The sequence below is a fragment of the Draconibacterium sediminis genome (assembly GCF_000949475.1).
Taxonomy (GTDB): domain Bacteria; phylum Bacteroidota; class Bacteroidia; order Bacteroidales; family Prolixibacteraceae; genus Draconibacterium; species Draconibacterium sediminis.
Genome location: NZ_JRHC01000004.1, coordinates 306,737 through 331,678, shown reverse-complemented (window position 1 = coordinate 331,678; position 24,942 = coordinate 306,737). Strand labels below are relative to the sequence as shown.

Genomic DNA, 24,942 nt, shown 5'->3' with positions numbered 1-24,942 from the left:
TGTTTTTTATATCGAATTGTCTTTCCATAATTCCTTAAACAAAGTCTTTTAACAAACACAAATAAGCATCCTCAAGGTTTGGCAATACATTAACCGCGTCGGGCGCCGGCTTTTCTTTTGCCAGGCAACGCATCTTAATATTTTCGCCATCGCGCATGTGGTGAACAATCATTTGTTTATTGGCCATATTATCGAATTCCTTAGCCGGAACCGAAAACTGCCAAACAAAATTATTACCCATATTCACCATATCGTTTGGTGTTCCGAAATATTTCAGGTTACCGCGGTTAATTACGGCTACCTGGTTACACGAACTTGAAATATCTTCGATAATGTGAGTCGAGAAAATTACGATCCGCTCACGGCTCAGCTCTACCAGCAGGTTACGGAAACGAATACGTTCGCGCGGGTCGAGACCGGCGGTAGGTTCGTCAACCACCAAAATACGTGGCAGGTTCAGCAGAATTTGTGCAATACCAATCCGTTGTTTCATACCGCCCGAGAATGCACCGATTTTATCTGTCCGGCGCTCCCACATATGAACACTTTTTAGTACATATTCCAAACGGTCTTCACGCGTTTTGGTATCTTTTATACCTTTCAGGATAGCCTGATAATCGAGGAATTCCCATGCCGACATATTTTCGTAGGTTCCAAAAGCCTGTGGTAAATACCCGATCAATCCCTGCAATTCCTCACGGTATTTTTGGGTATCCATTCCGTTAATCCAGATCTTTCCGTAACTCTGCTCGAGCACACCGGTAATAATCCGCATCATGGTTGACTTACCGGCACCGTTTGGTCCAAGTAATCCAAACATACCCGTTTTAATCTCCAGCGAAACGCCGTTTAATGCACGGAAAGGTTTCTTGCGTTTTCCGATCACAGGAATTTGGCGAACCATGTTAAAGTATCCACGACGCAGGGCACCAAAACGCCCTTCGATACGCGCAATATTTACGTCTTTGTTATGGATGTATTCTGCTGTTGCATAGAACACCAACAGAACATACCAAATAATCGCAAGGAAAATCACCATGCCCAGGTTATCCCAGTCTTTGTAGAAATAGAGCAGGAAAACAAGCGGCACGATCCAGAACAATATGTTATATATCCACTTATTCAGTTTAAGATAAAAAGCTTTACCCGTTGCTTCGTGTTTATTGATCAGCACCTGGTTTAGCGGTACCCTTAATAGGAAAAGGAAGAAGAAAACACCGTGCGACAACACCCACATCCACAAATGGCTTTCGATGTAGAAAAAGGTGAAATAAGCCACAAAAACAAACAGCGGTATCTGCCATACAAGGTCAGAAAAATCGCGGAGATGCTTATAATCTTTCGTTAATCCGGCACGCTCGCGAATTCTTAATCCCGATTTCCACTCACGTACAAATCGCGAATCGCGGTCGTAAATTTTCACCAGCCTTCTTACTTTAATTCTTATCGGCTCGTTTTCATCTACAATTTTTTCGCTGGCCTGGCGCAAACTGGTCATTGTAAAAGCGACAACACCCGGCACCAAAATAATCAACAGAATAAAATCAAGCAGTTGCCATACAAAGCTATCCACGCGCAAGTAAATAAGAACAGCACCTATAATAAACACCGCTAACATGCCCAGTTTTAATCCAAGATGTAACGATTTAATCCAATCTAACGCATTTTCCATTCCGGCGTATAATGTTGGAATGAAAACCAGGGTAAGCACCGTACTTAATGCCAAACCACCAATTACAGTAATGGCAAACGGAGCGCCAATGGCACCCACATATTCGGCCTGCCCCATTGCCAGCGGAAATAACGCAACAATGGTAGTAATGGCAGTAATTAAAATCGGGCGAACACGCGAAAGACCGGCAGCCATTAAAGCACGCGACTTCCGGAAGCCCCGCTTTCGGAGAATGTTGGTATAATCAATCAGTATAATTCCGTTGTTCACCACCACCCCAATCAGGATAATAAAGCCCATTAAAGTGTTGGCGTTAAACAGGCTGTTTCCTGTAAAAATAAGTGCCAGGAATGATCCGATAGCCGCAAGCGGAATAGAGAAAATCAGCACAAACGGTGTTGATACCGATTCGAAAACCGATGCCAGAATCATTAAAATAAGAATGAATGCAGCGGCAATCAGAAACTTAAATTCGGCATACTGATCTTCTTCGTGGATTACCTCAACGGCAACTCCGGAAGGTAGTTTATAAGCACCGATTATTTCGTCAATCTCCAACCGGTAAGCCTCCAGCAGATCTTTCGATTCGCTGGCCTCATCAACAAACCGGTAGGTTAATTCAATCTGTTTTTCCTGGTTTACACGGGTAATGCTGGCCATTCCTTCGGCATACACCATATCGGCCAGTTCATCCATATCATAGGTTGCGCCCTGGTTATTGCTTACCTGCAGGCGACGAAGATCTTCAATACCTTTTTCAATCTCCTCTTCTTCAACACCATCGGGTAATTTTTCTTTGATTACGATTTCATATTCTTCCGTACCCTGTTTGAAATTCACACCCGAGGTGAACTGGCTTGTAAATGTTCCCAACTCCGAAGTTATATTCTGAAGTGTAATTCCGTATTCGGTCAGCAGCATCTGGTTGAAATACATATGTACTTCGGGCCGGTTGTTCGCCACACTAATGTTTGCACGACGAATCGTTTCAAGATCTTCGATGTAGTACAGTAAGTCTTCAGCCACACCTTTCATTACCTCAAAGTTTTCGCCTTTTATCACCACGCGTTCCTGATTCGAGCCAATTCCCATAAATTGCTGGAATCCCTGCGTACCAGAACGACCACCGCCGCCACCACCACGGAAACGTGCACTCGACGTAGGTGCATCAAGTCCAACCTCTCCCTGCGAAACATTACGAAGACGATCTTCAACATCTTTTTTGATTTCTTCAATGCTACGGTCATCAATATCTTTGTAATCTTCACGAAGAATAAATGTCAGAATCGCCTCCTCGGCCTCGATATTGGCAGACAGGTCCTGCTTTTCAGCAACATCTTCCAGCCTGCTTTCCACATCGGCAACAACTTTGTCGGTTGCTTCCAGTGTTGTACCGGTTGGCATGGTAACGTAAATATTGAATTGCTCCTCTTCCACCTCCTGAAGGTTGGTAACACTAACTGCCAACACTATAAATACGGTTAAAAAGAAGAATACCAATGCACCGATAATCGTACGCGCAGGAACACGCATACTGGCTTTCAGCAGCAGAATATAAATTTGAATAATTCGGTTATTGGTGGTTACTTTTTCGTAAAACACATTGTGTTGGCGCTTTATGCGCAACAGCAAGTGAGCCGCCATTGGAATGAGCAGCAAAGCCACAAATAACGAAACTATAAGCGTTGAAATAATGGAAACGCCCACGTGGTTACCCAGCAGTTTTACCATGTAATCGGCCGAGAAAACAAAGGGTAAAAATACGGTAACAGTTGTAAGTGTAGCCGCTACAATCGAACGCCAAACCTCTTTTGTTCCCTGCGTTACCGATTGCTCGGGGCTCATTTTATTCCCCGAGAGCCGGTAAATATTTTCGAGCACAACAATACTATTGTCGAGCAGCATTCCGATGGCCAAAACCAGGCCAACCAGCGTTAAACTGTTCAGCGAAATATTAAAAGCGTAAAACAGGTTGAATGCGGTAAATACCGAAATTGGAATGGCCAGTGCAATAAATGAAACAATGCGCAGGTTTTTCAGGAACATCCAAAGTACAAAAATGGCCAGCAAGCCTCCAACCAGTGCCAGATCAATAATCTGATCGATGTTTTTCTCCATGGTTTCGGCCAGGTTAGTCTGGACCACGATTTGTACATCTTTGGCAGCCAGTTTTCTGTTTAATTCCGCAATTTCGGCCTGTACGTTATGCGACAGTTCGATAAGGTTGGCCTGCGAATCGCTCACCAGGCTCATCGAAACCGCATCCAATCCGTTTATACGACTGATCGATGTTTCTTCTTTTACGCCAAAAAATACATCGGCTACATCTTTTAAATAAATCGGGCCATCGGCCACAACTATGTTTTCGATATCCGAAACTTTATCGTATTCAGCCGTAACATGCACAAAATACTGCTTCTGTGCATCGTGCAGGTAACCGGTAAATGTTCGGTTGGTAGAATTGCCTGAAATAGCACTTCGAATTTGAGCCGGTGTAATTCCGTAAGCTTCGCAGGCACCTGCATCGTAGGTTACTTCAATTGAACGCTCTTTACCACCAAAAACCGAAACCGAAGCCACCCCGTCAATGTTCTCCATTTGGGCGGTAATTTCCTGGTCAACGATATTACGCACACGATCAACTCCCCCGCTACCACGAATCTGCAGTTCCATAAACTGATTGGTAAGCTGATCCAGATCAACGCGGTTAACCGTTACAGTAAAGTTATCATCGAGCTCGCCGGCAATCAAATCAATCTTCTCCTGCAATTTCAGGAAAGTGTATTTAAAATTGACGTTCTGTTTAAAATTTACCTGTATAGATGCCGATCGGTTATTTATAGACGACTCCATATCTTCAATACCTTCCATCGTCCCGATCGCTCCTTCAACCGGAATAACGGCCTGATTTTCCAAATAGCTCGGATCGACCTCAATCTGCGACCGGATCTGGACATACAGCATCGGGAGCTCGGCATTTGGCATGAGTTCCACCGGCAACTGTTTGTAAGAGATATAACCCAACATGGTTAATCCCAGAAACAGCATACTGATGAATATTTTTCTGTTGATAATGAATTTCATAATTTTCGTTTAATGGAACGCTGATGACGCAGGTTTAGCTGATATTCACAGATTTATTATTAGTAAATATTTTCCTCCGTATTTCTGGTTTCTTCCCAAAGTTTAGCAGTAAACCAATTTCTATATTCGTCGCTTTCAAATAATTTATCAGTTGAAACTCATGCGCTTCAGTCACAGTTTCGGTTGCTTTTAGCTCAAGAATTACAACATCCTCCACAATAATATCGGCATAATATTCTCCAACTACATCACCCTGATAACTTACTTTTATTGGTTTCTGCGATTCAACTTTCAACTCCTCATTTTGCAACTCAATTAAAAGTGCATTGTGATAGACTTTTTCAAGAAAACCATATCCCAATTCATTGTAGACCTTATAGAAGCATTTAATTATTGCTTCGGTTAAATCAGAATATTTGTAATCCATTTTCATCTATCAGCGAGCTTCAGTTAAATCAACGTCATCTGTGTTCTAATTCTTCTTCACAAAAACACTCCTCACCCTATCCAAAACATCGTAAACACAAGGTATTACAATAAGGGTAAGCAAAGTTGATGTTACCAAACCGCCAACCACTGCCAGCGCCATTGGCGAACGCAACGATGCACTTTCGCCAAAACCAACGGTAAGTGGTAACAGGGCTAATATGGTTGTTAAACTGGTCATAACAATTGGCCGAATACGTTGCTGCCCGGCTTGCAGAATGGCTTGTTTTCGTTCTACTCCTTCGCGGATGAGCTGATTGATACGGTCGACCAGAATGATCGAGTCGTTTACGGCAATACCCACCAACATAATCACCCCGATAATGGCCATGATGTTGAATGTTTTTCCGAGAATAAAGAAAACAAGAACACTACCCACCACAGCCAGCGGAATAGTTAACAGAATGGTAAACGGGTGAATGAGCGACTCGAACTGAGAGGCCAGCACCATGTATACCAACACAATGGAAAGCAACAATGCAAAAGTAAGGTTAGTCAACGATTCCTGACGTTTCTCCTCTTCTCCGGTTACCATGATTCGGTAATCGGGTAATAAATCGATGCCTGCTGTTTGCACACGAATATCGTTTGCTACATGATCCAATGGAATACCGTCTTCCAACTGTGCTGTAACTTTTCCTATGCGGTTCTGGTTCCTTCTGAAAATTTCTTTGGGCGATACGCCGTAACTGATATCGGCAATTTCGCTTAAACGGAAAACCTGATCGCCCGATGTAATAATCAGCGAACCGATTTCATCGATACCTTTCTCCGGAACTTTAATGGTAATATCCTGCATCTCGCCACTGCGTTCCAGTGCTCCGGCATCTTTACCCTGCAACTGATCCTGCATTTGCGTAATTACATTGTTGATATCGATGTTGTACATTCCGGCACGCATGCGGTCGACATGAATTTCAACTTCAGGCGCACCATCTTCAATCGATGTTTGAATATTAAACAGGCCGTTAACACCCTGCATTTTTTCTTTTACCTGGTTAACAACACGCTCAATTTCGTCCAGTTCCTCGCCACGAACCTCAACCACAACAGGTGCTTCGTCGGTTCCAAGAATCGACTGCAGTGCACTTTCTTCCTGTGAGAAATTCACTTCCAGTCCTTCGATATTGGCTGTTAACTGATCGAGTGTTTTTACAATACTTTCGGTTGATATGGTTGATTCAGGTTTAAGAATCACCTTCAACTCTGCCGTATTTTCGCCTTCAAAAACAGCATTCTGGTCACCCGAAATACTTGATGACGGACCGGCCTGCGAATAAATTTTATCCAGGTTGTCACCCAGGTAGTCCATTAAAATACCTTCCAGGTTTCTCACTGTCGACTCTGTGCGTTCCAGTTCTGTTCCTTCCTGCAATTTCAGGTTAACAGTAAGTTCGTGCGTTTGTGTTTTTGGCATAAACTCGGTACCAATCTGCGGTATCAATAAACCGGCTCCACCAATGGCTAAAGTTGTAATGATTATTACCACCCATTTTGCATCAATAACTTTTGATAGAAAACGGCCATAACCGCCAACTTTTACCGATTTTGATTTCAGCGGCGCGGTTTGTTTACGGTAAAAACGGTGGTACATCATCGGGATTAAGAAGATAGCCACAACCAACGACGAAAGCAGTGAAAATGCTACCGTCCAGGCCTGATCTTTAAACAACTCGCCCGAAGCACCGTGTAAATAAACGATGGGCAGGAAAACGATAATGGTTGTAAGTGTTGATGCCGTAATAGCACCTCCCACCTGGGCAGTTCCGTTTATTGCTGCATCTTTTACACTCATACCGTTTTCGTGGTTTCGGAATATATTCTCCAAAACCACAATGGCATTGTCAACCAACATACCCGCACCTAAGGCGAGCCCTCCCAATGTCATAATATTTATGGTGAGGTGGTTAAAATACATCAGGTTGAAAGTGGCCACAATTGAAATCGGAATGGCAATACTTACAATCAGTGTAGTTCCGAAACGACGAAGGAAAACAAACAAAACCACCACGGCCAGCAAAATACCCAGCAAAGCAGTTTCCTGTACTTCGCCAATGGCACTGCTGATAAAACGCCCCTGGTTGGTAACGCCAATCAACTCATAACCCGGAAGTGCTTTTTCAATGTCTACCAACGCTTCGTTGATCTGTTCAACAGCATTTACCGTATTGAATTTTGTTTCTTTAAAAATGGAAAGCCCCAAACAACGTTCGCCGTTAATATGAACAATGTTTGTTGGTTCTTTATTACCGATAGAAACCGCTGCCACGTCTTTCAGATAAACCGGAGCCATTGAGCCCTGATTTTGACTGGCATTTGTTTCGGTGCTGCGAACCGCTTTGTACCCCACAATCAGGTTCTCAAAATCCTCAACAGTTTGCAACATCGATACACCCTTTACAATGTATTGCGTACCCATGTCGGTAATTTGACCACCGGAAACGTTGCGGTTAAAATTCTGAATGCGCGAAGCTACTTCATCCATGCTAAGCCCCTGCGCATCGAGCCGGTAAATATCGGTTTCAATAATAATTTCACTTTCTTCCTGGCCCGACAGCTCAACCTCGGCAACACCTTCCAAACGAACCAACTCGTTTCTAACGTAGTTTTGAGCTACTTTTCGCAGCTCGTTCATGTTGGTAATTTCGTTGTGCTTTAGCCCAATTATCATTACCGGGGTGGTGTTCGGATCGTGTTGGGTGATCTGAAGTTCGTCGATATCGGAATTCTGGGTAAGCGTATTCAAGGCCTTTTGCAGGTCGAGAAAAGCTTCGTCCATATCTTTATTCCAGGCGTATTCCACGGTTATTTGTGCCGATCCTACCCTTGATGAAGAAGTTACCTGCACCACGTCGGACTGGCGAATGGCAAGCGCTTCGATGTTTTCAACAAACTGCTGCTCCATTTCTTCCGGAGGCCGCTCGCCCGAAGTCACTTCCACAAAAATGCGGGGTGAATTCAGATCGGGAAACAGATCGACTCCCAATTTATCGTACGAAATGTAGCCCAGCAACAAAACGCCAAGCACCACCATTAAAACGGTAACCGGGTAATCGACAGAAAATTGCGTTAATTTTTTCATAACTGATTTGTCTTTGTTTTACCGGCTACACTATAAAATCACTTTTACTTTTGAATTATCGCGGAGTGTTTCAAATCCTTTTATAATTAAACGGTCGTTCGCGTTAAGGCCTTCAACTACTTCAATTTCATCCTGGTTGGAGATACCTGTTGTGATGCGACGATCGTTGGCAGCGCTGTTACGCCCAACAATAAATACATATTTTCCGCGCGAGCCGGTCATTATCACGTCTTTCGGGATAACAACGGCACTGTCTTTTTGAGCCGTAATAATGTTGGCTTTTATAAACATTCCCGGACGTAGTTTCAACTCCGGATTATCAATTTCGAGCTTACCAGTAAATGTGCGTGTTTCGTCGCTGATAATTGGCGACAGTTCGGTAACATGCCCCACAAGCGTATCTTCAGTAAGCGTATAGTTTGTAATCATTACTTCCTGTCCGGTTGTAACTTCCGAAATGTTTTTCTCGGGCAAGTTAATCTCTACATACATTTTGTTGTAGTTCATCAGGCTAACCATACTTTCGCCGGACGATACGCGAACACCCTCGGTGTAATATGGCAACGCAACGATAATTCCTGAAAAAGGAGCAACAACCTGCATTTTTGCCAACTGTATTTCAGCACTTTCGAAATTGTTTTTGGCTGAAATCATCGAAACTTCTGAGTTACGCATTTCGAGAAGAGTTACACCACCTTTTTCGTACAACGACTTCTGCTTTTCGTATTCCTGCTGCGAAATCTCGAGATTCAGTTTTGTCGACTCAATATTCAGCCCGTTCAGGTATTCTGCATTTTCCAGTTTTATAATAACCTGACCTTTTTCAACGCGGTCGCCCAATTGAAATTTGCGGCCCGTTCTCGGGTTGGTTTGCAAAATATAATTTCCCTGAATTTCAGAACTCAATTCAGTTTCGTACACGGCTTTTGCAGTTCCGGTAGTGCTTACAAATTGCTGAATACTTTTAAGCTTGATGTTTTCAACTGAAACAGGAACAGCTAACTCAGTTGACTCAGAACCGGTTTGGTTGTTACACGAAATGGCGGCAACAACAACACCTAACAGGATAAGTAATTTTATATGTTTCATTTTTGGTATATTTTTCATCTTATTAAAATTGTTTGTTTTCTAAGGAATAAGATGGAACTCGGCCCGATTATTCGGGACTCGTTTCAGTTTTATTCTTGACCATCGGTTACGTACAATTCCTCAGGAATAATGGCTTCGTCTTTTTCGAAATCGTACAACGATTGTATTTTTAGGTTTAATAACTCGATTTTATAATTGATAAGTGCCTGGCTTAATGCCACTTTCTGCGACGAAAGCTGGTTTTGATACAGGTTTAAATCCATACCTGTCAGGTCGCCGTTTTCGTAACGCTCCAGGTTAATTTCGTAGGTTAGCTGAGCATTGCGCTCATTTTGTCTGGCCAGTTCAATCTGGTTCAACTGGTTTAGGATGTTACGGTAAACCTGGCGAATATCAACAACAATTTGTTTCTTTTCTTCATTCAGGTTCAACTCCTGCGACTCGATAGCTGCTTCGGCCGCGGCAATTCGTGCTTTACGCTCGCCCCAGTCGAAAATTGGGATATTAAAACTGATACCTACCGACGGACTTTTTGTTGGGTTTTGGTAAATATTTCCCAACTCATTGTTATCGCCGGTAATACCAAATCGCAAATTCATATCTCCTCTGAATTCGTTCTGTGCTTTGGTTCTGATCAGATCAAACTGACTGGTTTCCACATCGATTTCGCGTTGACGCAGCTCCATTCTTGATTCCAAACCATTTTCAATGGCTTTATCCAAATCAACAGGAACAGGGTTTACACTCACGTCGGCTAAAATCATGATATCTTCAAAAAGATCCATGCCTAAATAAAGCTTCAATTGATCTTTGGCGTTTTCGAAGGTTACTTCGCTGTTTTGCAATGTAGATTTTGCCGATGCCAGGTTTAATTCTGCCTGGTATTCTTCTTCTTTTGCTGCCAAACCGGCTTCAACCTTGTTTTTTATTATGTCGTAACTTTTTTGTGTATTGGCCAGTTCGTCTTTTGCAATCGACAAGTTCATTTGCGCCATATAAACATTGTAGAAAAACTCCGTCACTCTTCTTTCAAGGTTCAGGTACTGCATGGCGTAACTGATTCGGGCATTTTCAAAGTTCAGCTCCAGCTCCTTCAATTGAAGTTTTAAAGTGTTATAAGTAAATAAGGGCTGATTCAGGTTCAAATACAGGTTATTAAAAAAGACCTCACTTTCGGTAAACGATGAACTTGAATTATTACTCGACCAGCCAAACTCGTTGGTTAGCGAGATGGTACCATCGGTTATTAAAATTGGCTGAGCAACTGTAAACAAGGTACTTGTTTCGAAGTTTTCGTTGGTATACCACTCGGAAACACGGTTGTCGAAACGCCGCTGTTTACTGTAATTTACAGGATTAACCTGCAACGAGAAACGTGATTTCAGAGCGGCTCGCTGGGCTTCCAGGTTTTTTTGGTAGCGCTCGAGATTTAACAACGAGAGCTTCAAATCAGGGCTTCCCGTTTCGGCAATACTCAAAGCCCTTTCAAGGGTTAAGGCCTCTTGTGCCTGAACAGCAAAAGTTGCAGCCGCCATAAGAAACAAGGCAATTGCCAGCTTTTGCATAAGTTTGATTTTTGTTTTCATCTTCTTTAAAATTTTTCTTCAATGGTTCCGTTCCGAACTTGTTCTTGTTTTGCAAGCACTTAGATCGAAACGTATGCTGATTTATTTTATAATTTCACAATTTTTACTGCGTCGGCGTATATCATTCGCAGTTCAGTTTTATCCGTTAATTCAATTACCGCCTTTTCCGACGAGAAATAAAATGAGCCTAAATGCACCCACCCGGTTTCGGCACTTTGCGAATCAAGGAAAGCTTCTTCCGCTCCGTCGTCGCCATGAATAATAAAGTTTAAACTTCCCTTCTCTTCTCCACGGTTACGGCCAAATCCGCGTCCTTTATAAAAGTGGTAATAAACGTCGTAGTAACCGGCTTCTTTTACCGGAACATTCCAGCGGGCAACCTGCTCGCCATTTCCGCCTTTTATGTAGTAGGCCGAACGAACGTACTCGCCATAAAACTCATCGCTGGTTGTGGCGGTCCACGACAACGGCGGTCTCCACTGGTTTACACTCGAATATTTCTGTTTTGTCTCTTCTTCTTTTACAATTAGTTTTTCGAGCAAACTCACCTGGTGATTTTCAGTAATTTCGAAACCCGGATCTTCGTTATCCACAATTTCTTCATTCGGTAGTTTTGTTTGAACCGGAGTTGAACTGATACGTTCTCCTTCCCACACCCTGGCTTTCAGGTCTTCTTCCACTTCGCGGAACATTTCCATATAGGTTTGCGGAACGTTCTTCGATGTTAAAGAATTAAAAATAACCATCCGCGGCGCACCATCAAACAGGTAGCTCAGTTCTTTCGTTTGGTGGGCTGCCAATTCAATCAGCTTGTCTATTGCATCTTCCGAGCCCATTCCCGGAGGGCCAAAACCACGGCCACCGCCGCCACCTCCAAGTCGGAACGTGAGTTTTACCAAACCATCAACATCCGAAAAGTTGGTAACCTTCAGCGAGATCATGGTTTTCATGGCATCGCCCGATTTTACTTTTACACCTTTTATGGGCGAAACCAGGTAGCCCGGCAACGTTTTGGCCTTAAACCAACCGTTCATCATTGGCTCAAGCTCAATACCAAACCTGGCTTTAATCTCTTCGTCAAATTCCTCGAACGAAATATTCTGGTACTTATATTTTTCCAATACGCCACGCAGAAAATCTTCAAAATCTTCTTCGCCGGCTTCCAGTTTTACGGTTGAGAAAAGCACATCGCCTTTCAGTTTAATCACGCTGTTTACGATATCGCTTTGATCAGGGTCGGCAAGAATTTCCTCGAACGAATAATCCTGCAAGGCAATATTGGCCATAATCTCGGGGCTTTCACCACTCATGCTACTCATAAAAATCGATCGCATATCGGTAGACTGGCTTTTTAAATAAGCCTCGAAAACGCGATTGGTAATCGGCCATTTATCCGATTGAATATTGTTTTGAAAATTGTATAACCACGGAAAAATAAAGTACGGATTTTGCGACTGATCCATGCTCATTTCACCACGCCTCCAACGGCGTTCGGTTTCATTTTCTTCGGTAAATTTCTCAAGAAACTGCCCAAGCACGCGCAACTCTTTATCTTCATCGGTCATCTCGCCACCGCCTCCACGGCCTCTCCACCGGTCCATTCGTTCTTTTTGTTTTTCAAAATCGGCTTCGCGAAACATGTAGCCTTTTTCCTGAATAAGCACCTTGCCGGGCTGAATAACTTCCTGTACCGATGTCCACATGCGCTCGTAGGTTTTAAACTGCGCCGGAACTTCAACCAATGCCAGTTTATCGGAATTGTACTCCAGGTTATAACCACGTTGGAAATCTTCGAAACGTTCGTAAATTACGGAAGCCAGTGTGTCTTTCGATTCGGGGAAAACAGTACTGAAATGGTCGTGACCTTCGATAAGCCAGATGCCAAATTCGAAATCGTTATGCTCCAGACTTTTATATTCGTATTTACCAATTGCCAACGAAAGTTGTGTTAGCGGTGTTTGCGGTTCAAAATGGAACTTACCTGCCGAAACGGCTGTCATTTCACCTTCCGAAACCGCCTGCAATCCTTCTTTTGTATTCACCGTTAACGAATAATCCACAAACTCGGGTTTGTACCAACTCACATCTTCAGAGCTGTAGGTAACACCAACTTTCGGATACCAGTTGGCTTCACGCGTAAGCAACACATAGTCAGGCGTTACAAAAGCGTAACGTTTATCCACATTCAATACAAATTGTCCGTATTTTTCCTGCCGTAATTCTTCGTCGATATCCAGGTAGCAATACGCTTCGTCGATTGTTCCGTTGTATGTAAATTCAACTTTTGTACTATCGCCCGGTTGCAATCCAGGTTGATCGGAAACAATAACCAAATGATCTTCGCGTACAAATGGTGCTGTTTTTCCGTTTATTTTCAGATCGGTAATTTCAAGGCCCGCATTTAAACTAAAAATCAGTTTCGACAAAGGCTGCTGCAAATTGTTTTTTAGCAACATTGCCGATTGAACATTCAACGACTCGCCATTATGATCGAGTACAATATCGTGCGAAAGCACATCGGCCAGTGGTTCTTTTACATATTGATTATTCAGCTCGATAATATCGGCTCGTAAAGCTTCGGTTTTTTTGAAACTGTTGATGTGATTAAAAGCCAGATAACCGGCTCCACCAATAAATATTACACTGAAAATAAGCGACACGTAAGTCATTGCTTCTGACTGTGGCAGTCGTTTCAGTAAGAAAATGGTAAGGAAAATGAAACCTGATCCAAGCCCGAAATATATTCCGCGATGGATAAGAATTACATCAAGATTGCTAAATCCAACAATATCGGAACTTAACATGGGGATGTTAAACGCCATGTAATCGAAAATGTAATAATATTTTGCCTGTAAGAGAAAGAGGGTGATCCCGATATAACCAAGCACCAACACAAAAGTGATGGCCTGGTTGCGGATTACACTCATCAGCAAAAACGACAAGCCCATAATAAAAACAAGGGTTGGAATACTTATCAGCACCAGATATACGCCGTACGAAACCCAATCGATGGGAGTACCTTTTGCCAGCGCATTAAAAACAAGTGCCAGAATTACCACAGCAACGTTAAGAATCATAAACACCTGCATGTTGCCCAGTGTTTTTCCGATAACGTATTCGCCGTTGGTCATCGACCGCATGTATATTACCTCGGTAGTATCTAATTTTTTATCGCGTTTTAAAAAGTCGGACGCCAAAAACACAGCAATTACCGCCTGGGCCACATTTAATATCAGCAAATTAAAATACGGGATAGCACTCGGAATAGCACGAATGGCCCAGCTTTCGCCACCGCCGCCTTCAATCACCATTCCGAAGTTCATTCCAAACAATACGAATAATGAGAGGATACTGAATATGCGGAAAAACCAGCTGCGGAATAGTGTTTTCCGCTCGTATTTTGCTATTGAGAATATGTTATGTAACGAAATCATTTTTCCGGTTTTAAGCGTTAGACCATTGGTTTAGTTTGTTTTCCATAAAGTGCACATAAGCGTGCTCCAGGTTCGGGTCCATAGGTTTTCCCTGGTAACCGTTAATTTCATTGGCAACAACCTGCACCTCCCAGCCTCCGTCGATTGGGATGGTAGAAATTACAGGGTATTTTTCGTTTATCTCCAGGTATTCCTGTTCAGTAGCTTCAATAACCCAAACATGGCCTTCGGCTTCTTTTACCAGTTGCTCGGGCGATCCGGCAAATGCCAGTTTCCCCTGGTTGAGTAATGCCATATTATCGCAGGTACTCGAAATATCGCCCACAATGTGTGTCGACAGGATAATAATTACGTCGCGGGTACTAATGGTTGAAAGCAGGTTACGGAAGCGGATACGTTCTTCGGGATCGAGACCGGTGGTAGGCTCATCAACAATAATAATCTGCGGATCATTTATCAGTGCCTGGGCAATTCCCAAACGGCGTTTCATACCACCCGAAAGTTTATTTGCATTTCGGTCGCGCACTTCAAACAAACCTACCTCTTCCAGCATTTGGTCAACCGCACTTCGGCGTGCTGCGCCGCTTTTCATTCCCGCCAACCGGGCTGTATAATCCAGGAACTCAGAGGTTTTCAGCTTCGAGAAGAAACTAAAATCCTGGGGCAAATACCCCAACATCGAGCGAATTTCGCGCCGGTTTTTCGAAAGTTCGTAGTCGTTATAATATACCTTTCCGCTTGTTGGTTTCATTAAAGTTACCAAAATGCGCATAAGGGTTGATTTTCCAGCCCCGTTTGGCCCCAAAAGGCCAAACATTCCGTTTGGAATTTCAAGGTTGAGATTGTTTACAGCGTAACTACCTCCCTTGTAGATTTTGTTTAAATTTTCTATTTTAATATGCACTTTGCAATAAAATTTTTAGAGAACACTGCCTTGGACTTACAAAGCATAAAATCGTTTAATATTGTTGGTGCACTTTTATGATTTAAATTACACTCCTCAGCAGATTTCTTCCATTTTTTATGATTACAAAAAATAATTTGCTGCCGGCAGATGCATAATAATACCAATAAGCCAAACCTTATAAAAACAAAAAAGCTCTGCAAAAACTTGCAAAGCTGCTACTTTCGTTTTATAGATTAAGAAAGTAAGGGAGTTAACAATTACAGATTAAAAACACCATTATTTATAGTTTTAGCGTATATCTATGATCTTTTACACAGTCGGTTAACACAACTTCGTAGGTACCTCTTTTTAAGTGACTAAAATCCAGGCGGGTTTGAATAGTCAGATCGCGGCCAAGGTTCGACCCGTCAATATGTTCTCCGTTTTGGTATATATTAACATACACCGGTTTATTCCGGGTATTTAAAAATGACAGATTAACCATTTTTCCATTTACCTTATAATAGGGCTCGTAACAAAAGGAAGCACTACTAACGATAATTTGCTTATCCTCAACTTTCACTACACGGTTTATACTTTGGTTGCCGTAGTTGACGCTAATACAATACAAACCATCACCCAATTCTGAAAAATCGAACATTTTTTTAAACTCTGTCTGATGTTCGGTTTCCTTGTGGTATAGCAACTCACCGTCGAAACTGGTAAGGCTCACCTGCAAGGGTGCTTCGTGAGAAAAACTATAGGCAAGCATTGCCGTGTTTTCTTTCACCTGAACAACATTCATTTTTGGTAACTCGGTGGCACTTGCCGCTCCCGCAACAAGAAATGCCAGGACTATAACAGCCCAAACTTTTGTTTTCATGACTTTTTCATTTAATTGTTTCTTACTTAATAGACACAAAAACAGCACCTTCGTTACGCTATTTTGGAACTTGTCGACCAACAACAAGGTAACGTCGGTCAACACAAAAAAAACCGATCTCAACAACCCGCTTAATCAATCAATATTTAGGGTAAACAAAAGTAAAAGGTAAAAAAAAAGGCCATCAGTTAATTTCTGACAGCCTTATCTAAAAAACCAATAACATTTTCTGACTATTTTTCTAAACTAAACGTAAATTCATTATTATAAGAACTCAGGATCACTTCGTATTTTCCAGCTCTCAGTGCTGAAAGGTCGTATCCGGAAGCTACATTAAACTCTTTACCCAAATCTGATTGGTAAACCAAACCGTTTTCGTCGTAAATGTTTAAGCTCAGTTTCTCCTCATCAAAATTCAAATAAGACATTTTCAATATACCATCAGCAAAGGCGAAGAAAGGATCAATTCTTAATTTCGACTCGCCAACAAAAATACCATTTGAAGCTACTTCGATATCTTTAATTAAACGCGTGTCGTTTACACGAAGATTCATGGTATAGTTTCCGTTTTCCAGATTTTTGAAATCGTAGATCTTTTGGTAAGAAGTTAATGGCTTTGTTGTTTGTTTGTAATAAACCAACTCACCATCTTCGGCATGAATGCTCAACTCGAACAACGATGCATTTTCATTCATAATTGTTACTACCGCTTTGTCGGCTGACATAGGAGTTACACTCATTTTCGGTTTCTCAACGGCTGTTGCAACTGCTACAATCGCAACTGCCAATACTGTAGATAATAATTTAATTGTTTTCATAACCATTCGTTTTTTTGTTTAACATTGAATGACAGTACAAACATACATGTTTTACAGCATATATGCCAAACAACATGTTTAAAAAATTAAATAACTACATTATATTTAACATTAGACTTAACATGAAGATCGTTAACAATGTCTTAACACCTTTATTTACAAGCTCTACAGAAATTGATTTCTCCCATATCAATTTTCGTGCCATTTTTGATTTTACATGTTAAGCAAATTTTAGCATTTCTTTAGGAAACAGTTAAGCCAATCGATTAAATACCTTATAGTCTTTATTTGCAACACATTAACCCCTGCACAACCCCAAGCCCAACAACTGCCGCTCCACTACTAAAATCACCAAAATTCTGTCAATACACACAAATTACCGCCCCGGAACACCTTCAACTACACAAACAGATATCAATATAAATCCGGCAAAAACCGGATTCCAAAACAAAAAAAAGGCTGCCGGAAAACTCCGACAGCCTTTTCAAACCAATAACATTTTCTGATCTATTTTTCTAAACTAAACGAAAAATCATTACTCATTGAAGTCAAAACCACTTCATATTTACCCGCAGCCAAAGCTGAAAGGTCAAAGCCTGTTGCAATATTAAACTCCTGACCTAATTTCGATTCGTATACCAAACCGCTCTCATCGTAAATATTCAAACTCAACCTTTCCTGATCGAAATTCAAATAGGTAAGTTTTAACACATTGTCTGAAAACCCAAAGTAAGGATCGATTCTCATTTTCGACTCACCCACTACAATTCCTTTTGAAGAAACATTAATGTCTCTTACCAATCGTGTATCGTTCACACGAAGATCCATCGTATAATCTCCGTCTTCAATATTTTTAAAATCAAAAATTTTCTGATAAGTAAGAGATGGGTTTGCCGCTTGCTTATAATACACCAAACCAGCATCTTTAGCACTAATACTCAACTCAAACACTGCCTCTGTACCATTAAGAATAGAAACAACTGCCCTGTCTTCAGACAAAGGCACGATATCCATTTTCGGTTTCTCTACGGCTGTTGCAACTGCTACAATTGCCAGCGCCATTACTGTTGTTAAAAATTTAATTGTTTTCATAACTATTTTCTTTAATTGTTTTCATTTTAAAATCACTCTGCAAACATACATGTTTTACAGCATGCATGCCAAATAACATATTAAAATAATTAAGTATGTTGAAATAATTTAACATTGGAGCAAACTTGCGATTTTACTCATCTCCCTAAAACCCTTATTAAAAGGCTTTATGTTGATTAGACACATTGACTTACAATTATCATGCCATGTTGTATTTTAGCATGTTAAATAATTTTTAGTAATTTGTGAATAAACAGTAAAATATGCATATAAATATCCGGCATCTCGTTGAAGGAGCCAGAGAAGCAAAAGGAACAGTTATAATTATCGATGTTTTACGGGCATTTTCCACTGCTTGTTATGCTATCAACAAAGGCATCGAAACCATTATTCCGGTGGGCGATATCGATTTAGCTTATCAATTAAAAGAGGCTAACCCCGATTACCTTTTAACAGGCGAACGACACGAGCGAAAACCCGAAGGTTTTGATTTTGGAAATTCACCAACACATATTAACGACGCAGCTATTACGGCCAAAACAATGGTTCAGACCACCAGCTCGGGCACGCAGGGAATTGCAAATGCCATAAATGCGGACGAAATAATTACAGGCAGCTTTGTTAATGCAGGTGCTATTATTAATTATATACGAAAAACCAATCCGAAGGAGGTTTCGCTGGTTTGTATGGGTTTTGCCTGCAGCTACCCCACTGCCGAAGATACACTGTGTGCCGAATACATAAAAAATGAACTGGAAGGACAGCCAAACGATTTTGCGACCATGGTACAAAAGATTAAAGAAACCGATGGTGCCCGTTTTTTTGATCCGGCCACCGAAGACTGGTCGCCCGAAAGCGATTTTCACCTGTGCATGGATTTAAACCGTTTTGATTTTATATTGAAAGTTGAAAAGGTTGGTGATTTAAATTATCTTCGAAAGCTCAAAATTTAACCTGTTTATACCTATATAAAATAAGGTATAACAAAAGCCTTGTAACAATGCAACAATACGATTTCGACGAAATAGTTCCGCGCAAAGGAACCAACTGTTTAAAACACGATGCCCTCGAACGTTTTTTTAATTCGGCTGATGCCCTGCCACTTTGGGTAGCCGACATGGATTTTAAAACACCCGATTTTATTGTTAATGCAATAAAAGAACGAGCCGAACACGAGATTTACGGTTACACCTTTCGTTCCGATTCGTATTACGAGGCGGTGATTAATTGGATGAGTCGGCGACATCAGTGGGATATCAAAAAAGAATGGATCTCTTTCAGTCCGGGTGTTGTTGCAGGACTGACTTACGCCATTGAAAGTTTTTCGAAACCGGGCGACGGTGTTATCGTTCAGCCTCCGGTGTATTTCCCGTTTTTCGACAGTGTGAAAGGCACCAACCGGAAAATGATCCAGAATCCGCTGAAAATGGAAAACGGTCGTTATACTTTCGATCTGGAAGATTTGAAATCGAAGATCGATGCAAACACCAAACTGCTGCTGCTGTGTAATCCGCAAAATCCGGGCGGTATGGTTTGGACACGCGAAGAACTGGTTGCCCTGACAGATATTTGTCTGGAGAATAACATCATGATCATTTCGGATGAAATTCATTCCGATTTAATTTACAAGGGTCATAAACACATTCCGCTTGCCACTCTTTCGGAAGAGGTAGCACAAAACTGTATGGTGAGTATGGCGCCCAGCAAAACGTTTAATGTTGCCGGGCTTACCTCATCGCTGGTTATCATTCCAAACAAACGAAAGCTGGCTGCCTACGAACGCACCATTGGCGTAGGGCATTTACACATGGGTAATATTTTTGGCACGGTAGCATTAGAGGCGGCCTACACGCACGGCGACGAATGGCTGGCGCAATTGCTGGATTACCTTTGGGGCAACTATCAGCTGCTTGAAAGTTTTATTCAGGAAAAGCTGCCGCGTGTTAAAGTAATGAAACCGGAAGCTACTTACCTCATCTGGATGGACTTTTCGGATTACGGTATGAAAAACGAGGAGCTGGCAAAATTCACCGTTGAAAAAGCGGGTGTGGCGCTAAATGATGGTGGTCGTTTTGGTATTGGCGGCGATGGTTTCCTTCGTCTTAATATCGGTTGCCCGCGCAGTGTATTGCAGGAAGCGCTGAATCGTTTAGAAAAGGCTTTCGGATAGGGATTATTTAATTTTACCGGGATTCTTTTTAACAAAGTCGCCCCAGTTTTTATACTCCTTCGATTTTTGCGGCTTGCTCATTTGTATAAAATGACAAATGGCCACCGCCACAGCATCGGTTTCGTCGAGCAATTGATCCATGTCTTTTAGGTCGTACACTTTTTGCAGGAAATAAGCTACCTGTTCTTTCGAGGCACGGCCCATTCCGGTTATGGCTTGTTTTACCAGCAAGGGAGCGTATTCATGAATCGGCACATCAAACATCAGTGCGGCGGCCATTAATACGCCTTGACCTCGGCCCAGTTTTAACATCGACTGTACGTTTTTACCATAAAAGGGTGCTTCAATGGCCATTACATCGGGGCGATATTCTTTTACCAGGTGCAGCGCCCGCTCGTGCAGATATTTCAGTCTCATGTAATGATCAGAGTATCGTTTGGGCGTAATGTTTCCCATGTGCAAAATAACCGGTTTTTTGTTTCTAATCTCAACCAAACCATAGCCGGTTACCGTTGTGCCGGGGTCGATGCCCAATATACGAAGCGGTTTATCCATTCGATGAAAATAGTAATTTGTTGCTAACCTGCTGGCAAAAGTACTGATATTGTTTATTTGAAACACATAGACACATAGAACACATTAGACTACTTTCTCAATTAAAAGTTTTTTGATTGCCTATTGCTATTTGCCAATTGCTTATTCAATCTATGATCGTTAATCGTTCTTTGTGTTACTTCGTGCCTCCTTTGTGAATCTTTGTGGTTTAAAATTTTACCACAAAGCACTCAAAGTCCCCACTAAGTTTCACAAAGTTGTTCTGGCATCTATAATCGAAATCCATAAGATCATCATTCACCGTCGTTTTCTCCTGTCGAGTTGCTGCACCAGCACACCCGAAATAATAAACAGCAAACCAACAAATGTGGTAACGTAAATGGTTTCTTTTAAAATAAGATGAATAAATACCAGCGACAGAAACGGTGCAAAAAATACCAGGTTGCCAATTTTGGCATTGCTATTGGTTAGGTTCATGGCTTTTAACCACAACACGTAGGTAATACCCACCTCAAAAACACCGGAGTAAATGGTGGCGATAAATGCTTCGCCCCAATGCACTTTAAACGACGAGAACAGCGCCACCACCGGAGTCAGGTAGATAAGCCCGATGGCAAAGTTGAGAAAGAGTTTCACTACCTGGTCGCGCGTGTCTTTTACATTGAATATCCAGTACAACGACCACAGTATGGAGCTCCCAACCGCCAGCGCCACGCCAAGCGGATTGGTGTTGCTAAATCCATTGAATCCTCCCTGCGACGAAATAAAAAACACGCCAACAAAACTGATGAGTAAGGCCACAAAACTTATCCAGCTGATCTTCTGCTTGAGCATCGGCACCGAAAGCAGCGCCAACGTTATCGGCCAGATCATATTCAGTGGTTGCGCCACCTGCGCCGGAAGCAGGGAATAAGCCTTAAACAAAACCAAATAATATAGCAGCGGGTTAAAAGCCCCCATCAGCAGCGAATACAACCATTCGCGTTTGGTTTGCCGAAATATTAAATGTGTTTTCCGCTGCGCTACCAACACAAAAAACAGCAGCACCACCGTTACGGCCGACACATAAAATATTAGCTGAATAAAATCGTACTCGCGCAGCGCCAGTTTAAACGATGTGGCAACGGTTGACCAGAATAACACGGCCAAGCCGGCGTATAAATAGGTTTTTACGGTTTGCGACATAGCTGGAAAATCAGAACGCCAAAGTACGAAAAGAAATTGAATGGTTTTTTGCCTAATGTCATACAGAAAAAGGGGAAACCGACAATCTTTTGACTGGTGTAGCGATTACATTTTACGACTAGCGACTTTTCGACCAATGTAATACTTACATTCCGAAACTAGCATCCTTTTGAGCAATGTAAAAACTACATTCGGAAACTAGCATCCTTTTGGGCAATGTAAAAACTACATTCGCTAAGGGAGATTTTTTACGTGTAATTTGTACATTCCAAAAAACTGTTTTTTCAATGTAATGAAAAGCGGTTATATTTAATGCAGTAAAACTCAAATTCGCTGTAATTATAAACACATATAGCAGTAACAAAACATTGAGTCATATTATCGATGAACATAATTCTGAAAGCAACGCAACCATAACCGTCAAAAACCAATCCTAAAAGAAAACATTGATCCCAAAAAGCTATCATGAGAAAAGCACTAATCTTCTTAGTTTTCGTTTTTGCAACCACAACCTGGTCTTGTGATAAACAAGACAAATGTGATGGTGTTGATTGTTTTACACCTCCAGCACCCTTTGTTTTTGAGTTGGTTGATAAATCAACAGGAGAAAATCTATTTACATCAGGTGTATTTAGTCCTGAAGACATTAACATTGTAAATATCGATGACCATAGCAACGTTGAATTTCAATTTATTGATGAAAACGATTTTAATGTTATTACCATTCATTCAATAGGTTGGAAAACCCAGACTGTTACTTACTCCATTGAAATCTCATCAGAAAGTTTGTTTACCTTGTTTGTTGATGCTGTAAGGTTGAGTGAGAATTGTTGTGCTTTTACACGGTATAATGAAATAGAAATATACGGTTCGGAATTTGAATTGAACGAACTAGATGGAGTATATAAAATATTAGTTGAATAAAGACTGATACAGTGATTCCTAAAACTCCGAATTCTCAATAGCCCGCTCAAACAATCCTTCTTTATTTTCCGGCTCCCTATCCGGGTAAACTTTTCGTAGTTCCCGGTATTTCTCGCGCGATTCTTCAATAAACACACTTCCCGGATAACTGGTTAGTATTTGTTTGTACAGCTCTTTCGCTTTTTCTGCCTGCCCCAGGTGGTAATTATTAATTTCGGCCAGCAGGTACAAGGAATCGTCGCCCAGCAAGTCGTAACTAAAATCGGTAACAATAGTTTGCAAATACTCGGCAGCCATTGCGTAGTTCTGCTTATCCATTTCAATTTTTGCCTTGCGGAAAAGGATATTATCCACCAGCGAATGATACGGAAATGATTCTGCCAAACCATCGAGGATCGTCATAGCCTCATCGCTTTTGTTTTGGAAAAAGCGCAAATCAGCTTTGGCAAACATGGTTAGCGGAACCGCTGTAGTATCGAGGTTAAGGTTATTACCAATCAGCATCGACAGCTCCATGGCATCGTTGGCCGTTAGTTTCGAAGTGCTGGCTTTTAACACATCCAACTGTGCTTTTGCCCAGCTGAAGTTACCCATGTAATAACCCAATTTTGCTTTTTTCAGTTTTACCTCGTCGCCCAATGTATTCTTTTTGTTGGCTTCAATTACCTGCGAATAAATCAGCATGGCTTCCCACTGATCGTCGGCATACACATAGATATCCGCCATTTCGGTTTTCAACAAACCCAGCTCTTCGGGTTTTAGTTGCGGCACTTTCTCACCTTTCTCCAAAACAGCAATTGCTTTTTCTGTATCATTCAGGTAAAAGGCCAGCAAATGCGCATACTCGCGCACCAAATTCAAGGTAGCCGGACCAATGCCCAGGTATATCAAACCGTTTTCAAAATCGGTAGCCAAAGCTTTACCTTGCTCAGGGTCGCCATCTCCCTCGTTGGTATATTCCATGTATTTTGCATGAATATTCCGGGCAAAAGCCTGCGGAAAATATGGCGTTTCTTCTCCTTTGTCCAGTATATATTCGTACGCTTTTTGTGCCTGGGCGTACTCCTTATTTCGTAAGGCCATGTCGCCCAATTGTGCAATCTGTCCATCTTCTGCCCCGGTTCGTTTATCCAAAGCAATCGACTGGCGCAGCGCACTCGAAAATTTCTTTTCCTGCAGAAAAAACCAGATCAGCAAACGATTGTAGCCAATTACATTCGGCTCGCCCTGAATACGTTTCAGCACCTGCCCCCTAAACTGGTCGCGCAAACCATCATCAATATCCAGCCGCATGGCCGACGCCAAACTGCTTTGTACCCGCGCCAGATGTTGCTCTCCTTCGCGTAACAGATTCAGGTATTCTTCCATCATGTTGGTGTAATCGCGCAAATACAGATACGACCGCGCCAATTCGTAATTAAACGACTCTTCGGGCATGGCAGCTCTTCCTTTTAAATAGGTATCGCGCGCCAAACCGTATTCGCCCCAGCCCAAAAACGAATTGGCAGTGATTAAATACGCGCCCCGGTTGGCCGGCACTTTGTCGATCGCCTCACGAAACATTGCATCAGCTTCCTCCATGCGGTTTTGCTCTTTATATACCTGCCCCAAATGCACGTAATATTCCGGACGCGGTGGTTTTTGCTTTTTAATCTCGCGCTGAATTTCCGTCTCGGCCTCGCCATATTGCGCCAAACCTATCAGGCTGTTAATGTAATACCTGAAATAGGTACTGTTGCGGGTGAGCTGATACACCTCTTTCAGCAAAGGCGCTGCTTTTTCAAAGTCCTTCGCATTGTAGTAACGAATTGCCAGACTCGATTTGGTTTGAACCTCGGACTGCTGTTGCTGTGCAAAACCGGCATTCAATCCCGTAATTAAGAGGAGTAGTATAATGAAGTGTCTCATTGTTTTCAGCTTGTTGTACAAAAATAACACAGTTGTTTAAACTATACTTTTTTTAAGAACAATTTTGAGAGTTAGGAGTTTAATCAAT

16 protein-coding genes are annotated in these 24,942 nt (G+C 41.9%); 3 read left to right on the top strand and 13 right to left on the bottom strand.

What is annotated here, in order from left to right:
• Positions 1–34: 34 nt before the first annotated feature.
• From LH29_RS15775 to LH29_RS15730, 10 genes are all read right to left on the bottom strand, one after another.
• Positions 35–4,756 (bottom strand): efflux RND transporter permease subunit, encoded by a 4,722-nt coding sequence (locus LH29_RS15775; protein ID WP_045031530.1) that lies wholly within the window; start codon positions 4,754–4,756, stop codon positions 35–37.
• A 34-nt stretch (positions 4,757–4,790) separates the two neighbouring features.
• The gene (locus tag LH29_RS15770) at positions 4,791–5,183 is read right to left on the bottom strand and encodes a GxxExxY protein (RefSeq protein WP_045031973.1); all 393 of its coding nucleotides are present in this window, start codon (positions 5,181–5,183) and stop codon (positions 4,791–4,793) included.
• Between the two features lie 45 nt (positions 5,184–5,228).
• Positions 5,229–8,324, bottom strand: a complete 3,096-nt coding sequence (locus tag LH29_RS15765) for an efflux RND transporter permease subunit (RefSeq protein ID WP_045031528.1) — start codon at positions 8,322–8,324, stop codon at positions 5,229–5,231.
• Between the two features lie 30 nt (positions 8,325–8,354).
• A complete protein-coding gene (locus LH29_RS15760; protein WP_045031972.1) occupies positions 8,355–9,413 on the bottom strand; it encodes an efflux RND transporter periplasmic adaptor subunit in 1,059 nt (352 codons plus the stop codon).
• An 89-nt stretch (positions 9,414–9,502) separates the two neighbouring features.
• Entirely contained in the window at positions 9,503–10,999 is a 1,497-nt protein-coding gene (locus LH29_RS15755) for a TolC family protein (protein WP_045031526.1), read from the bottom strand.
• Positions 11,000–11,085: 86 nt separating this feature from the next.
• The gene (locus LH29_RS15750; RefSeq protein WP_045031524.1) at positions 11,086–14,433 is read right to left on the bottom strand and encodes a golvesin C-terminal-like domain-containing protein; all 3,348 of its coding nucleotides are present in this window, start codon (positions 14,431–14,433) and stop codon (positions 11,086–11,088) included.
• A gap of 10 nt (positions 14,434–14,443) precedes the next feature.
• The gene (locus tag LH29_RS15745; RefSeq protein ID WP_045031522.1) at positions 14,444–15,337 is read right to left on the bottom strand and encodes an ABC transporter ATP-binding protein; all 894 of its coding nucleotides are present in this window, start codon (positions 15,335–15,337) and stop codon (positions 14,444–14,446) included.
• A 283-nt stretch (positions 15,338–15,620) separates the two neighbouring features.
• Positions 15,621–16,202 carry a hypothetical protein gene (locus tag LH29_RS15740; protein WP_045031519.1) on the bottom strand — a complete coding sequence of 194 codons (582 nt, stop codon included), beginning with the start codon at positions 16,200–16,202 and terminating at the stop codon, positions 15,621–15,623.
• Positions 16,203–16,435: 233 nt separating this feature from the next.
• On the bottom strand, positions 16,436–17,020 hold the full coding sequence (locus tag LH29_RS15735) for a hypothetical protein (RefSeq protein WP_157493726.1): 585 nt from the start codon (positions 17,018–17,020) through the stop codon (positions 16,436–16,438).
• 507 nt (positions 17,021–17,527) lie between these two features.
• The gene (locus LH29_RS15730) at positions 17,528–18,112 is read right to left on the bottom strand and encodes a hypothetical protein (protein ID WP_045031516.1); all 585 of its coding nucleotides are present in this window, start codon (positions 18,110–18,112) and stop codon (positions 17,528–17,530) included.
• 263 nt (positions 18,113–18,375) lie between these two features.
• Here LH29_RS15730 and LH29_RS15725 point away from each other — a divergent pair, with 263 nt between their 5' ends.
• Complete coding sequence (locus LH29_RS15725; protein WP_045031515.1) at positions 18,376–19,065, top strand: 2-phosphosulfolactate phosphatase; 690 nt, start codon at positions 18,376–18,378, stop codon at positions 19,063–19,065.
• Between the two features lie 47 nt (positions 19,066–19,112).
• Positions 19,113–20,282, top strand: coding sequence for a MalY/PatB family protein (locus LH29_RS15720; RefSeq protein ID WP_045031514.1), 1,170 nt, complete (start codon positions 19,113–19,115; stop codon positions 20,280–20,282).
• Between the two features lie 3 nt (positions 20,283–20,285).
• Here the strand turns inward: LH29_RS15720 and ruvC are convergent, their stop codons facing one another.
• Positions 20,286–20,837, bottom strand: a complete 552-nt coding sequence (gene ruvC, locus LH29_RS15715) for a crossover junction endodeoxyribonuclease RuvC (protein WP_045031512.1) — start codon at positions 20,835–20,837, stop codon at positions 20,286–20,288.
• 297 nt (positions 20,838–21,134) lie between these two features.
• A complete protein-coding gene (locus tag LH29_RS15710) occupies positions 21,135–22,022 on the bottom strand; it encodes a DMT family transporter (protein ID WP_045031510.1) in 888 nt (295 codons plus the stop codon).
• Between the two features lie 465 nt (positions 22,023–22,487).
• Between LH29_RS15710 and LH29_RS15705 the strand changes: the two genes are divergently transcribed.
• Entirely contained in the window at positions 22,488–22,946 is a 459-nt protein-coding gene (locus tag LH29_RS15705) for a hypothetical protein (protein WP_045031508.1), read from the top strand.
• 18 nt (positions 22,947–22,964) lie between these two features.
• Here LH29_RS15705 and LH29_RS15700 read toward each other — a convergent pair whose 3' ends face one another.
• The gene (locus LH29_RS15700) at positions 22,965–24,854 is read right to left on the bottom strand and encodes a tetratricopeptide repeat protein (RefSeq protein WP_082063759.1); all 1,890 of its coding nucleotides are present in this window, start codon (positions 24,852–24,854) and stop codon (positions 22,965–22,967) included.
• Positions 24,855–24,942 lie beyond the last annotated feature (88 nt).

What these genes read in the sequence shown, in the direction of transcription:
- LH29_RS15705 (WP_045031508.1), top strand. Translation starts at nt 22,488, where the DNA reads ATGAGAAAAGCACTAATCTTCTTAGTTTTCGTTTTTGCAACCACAACC.
- LH29_RS15710 (WP_045031510.1), bottom strand. Translation starts at nt 22,022, where the DNA reads ATGTCGCAAACCGTAAAAACCTATTTATACGCCGGCTTGGCCGTGTTA.
- LH29_RS15720 (WP_045031514.1), top strand. Translation starts at nt 19,113, where the DNA reads ATGCAACAATACGATTTCGACGAAATAGTTCCGCGCAAAGGAACCAAC.
- LH29_RS15740 (WP_045031519.1), bottom strand. Translation starts at nt 16,202, where the DNA reads ATGAAAACAAAAGTTTGGGCTGTTATAGTCCTGGCATTTCTTGTTGCG.
- LH29_RS15725 (WP_045031515.1), top strand. Translation starts at nt 18,376, where the DNA reads ATGCATATAAATATCCGGCATCTCGTTGAAGGAGCCAGAGAAGCAAAA.
- LH29_RS15775 (WP_045031530.1), bottom strand. Translation starts at nt 4,756, where the DNA reads ATGAAATTCATTATCAACAGAAAAATATTCATCAGTATGCTGTTTCTG.
- ruvC (WP_045031512.1), bottom strand. Translation starts at nt 20,837, where the DNA reads ATGGATAAACCGCTTCGTATATTGGGCATCGACCCCGGCACAACGGTA.
- LH29_RS15765 (WP_045031528.1), bottom strand. Translation starts at nt 8,324, where the DNA reads ATGAAAAAATTAACGCAATTTTCTGTCGATTACCCGGTTACCGTTTTA.
- LH29_RS15755 (WP_045031526.1), bottom strand. Translation starts at nt 10,999, where the DNA reads ATGAAAACAAAAATCAAACTTATGCAAAAGCTGGCAATTGCCTTGTTT.
- LH29_RS15730 (WP_045031516.1), bottom strand. Translation starts at nt 18,112, where the DNA reads ATGAAAACAATTAAATTTTTAACAACAGTAATGGCGCTGGCAATTGTA.
- LH29_RS15700 (WP_082063759.1), bottom strand. Translation starts at nt 24,854, where the DNA reads ATGAGACACTTCATTATACTACTCCTCTTAATTACGGGATTGAATGCC.
- LH29_RS15735 (WP_157493726.1), bottom strand. Translation starts at nt 17,020, where the DNA reads ATGAAAACAATTAAATTATTATCTACAGTATTGGCAGTTGCGATTGTA.
- LH29_RS15760 (WP_045031972.1), bottom strand. Translation starts at nt 9,413, where the DNA reads ATGAAACATATAAAATTACTTATCCTGTTAGGTGTTGTTGTTGCCGCC.
- LH29_RS15770 (WP_045031973.1), bottom strand. Translation starts at nt 5,183, where the DNA reads ATGGATTACAAATATTCTGATTTAACCGAAGCAATAATTAAATGCTTC.
- LH29_RS15750 (WP_045031524.1), bottom strand. Translation starts at nt 14,433, where the DNA reads ATGATTTCGTTACATAACATATTCTCAATAGCAAAATACGAGCGGAAA.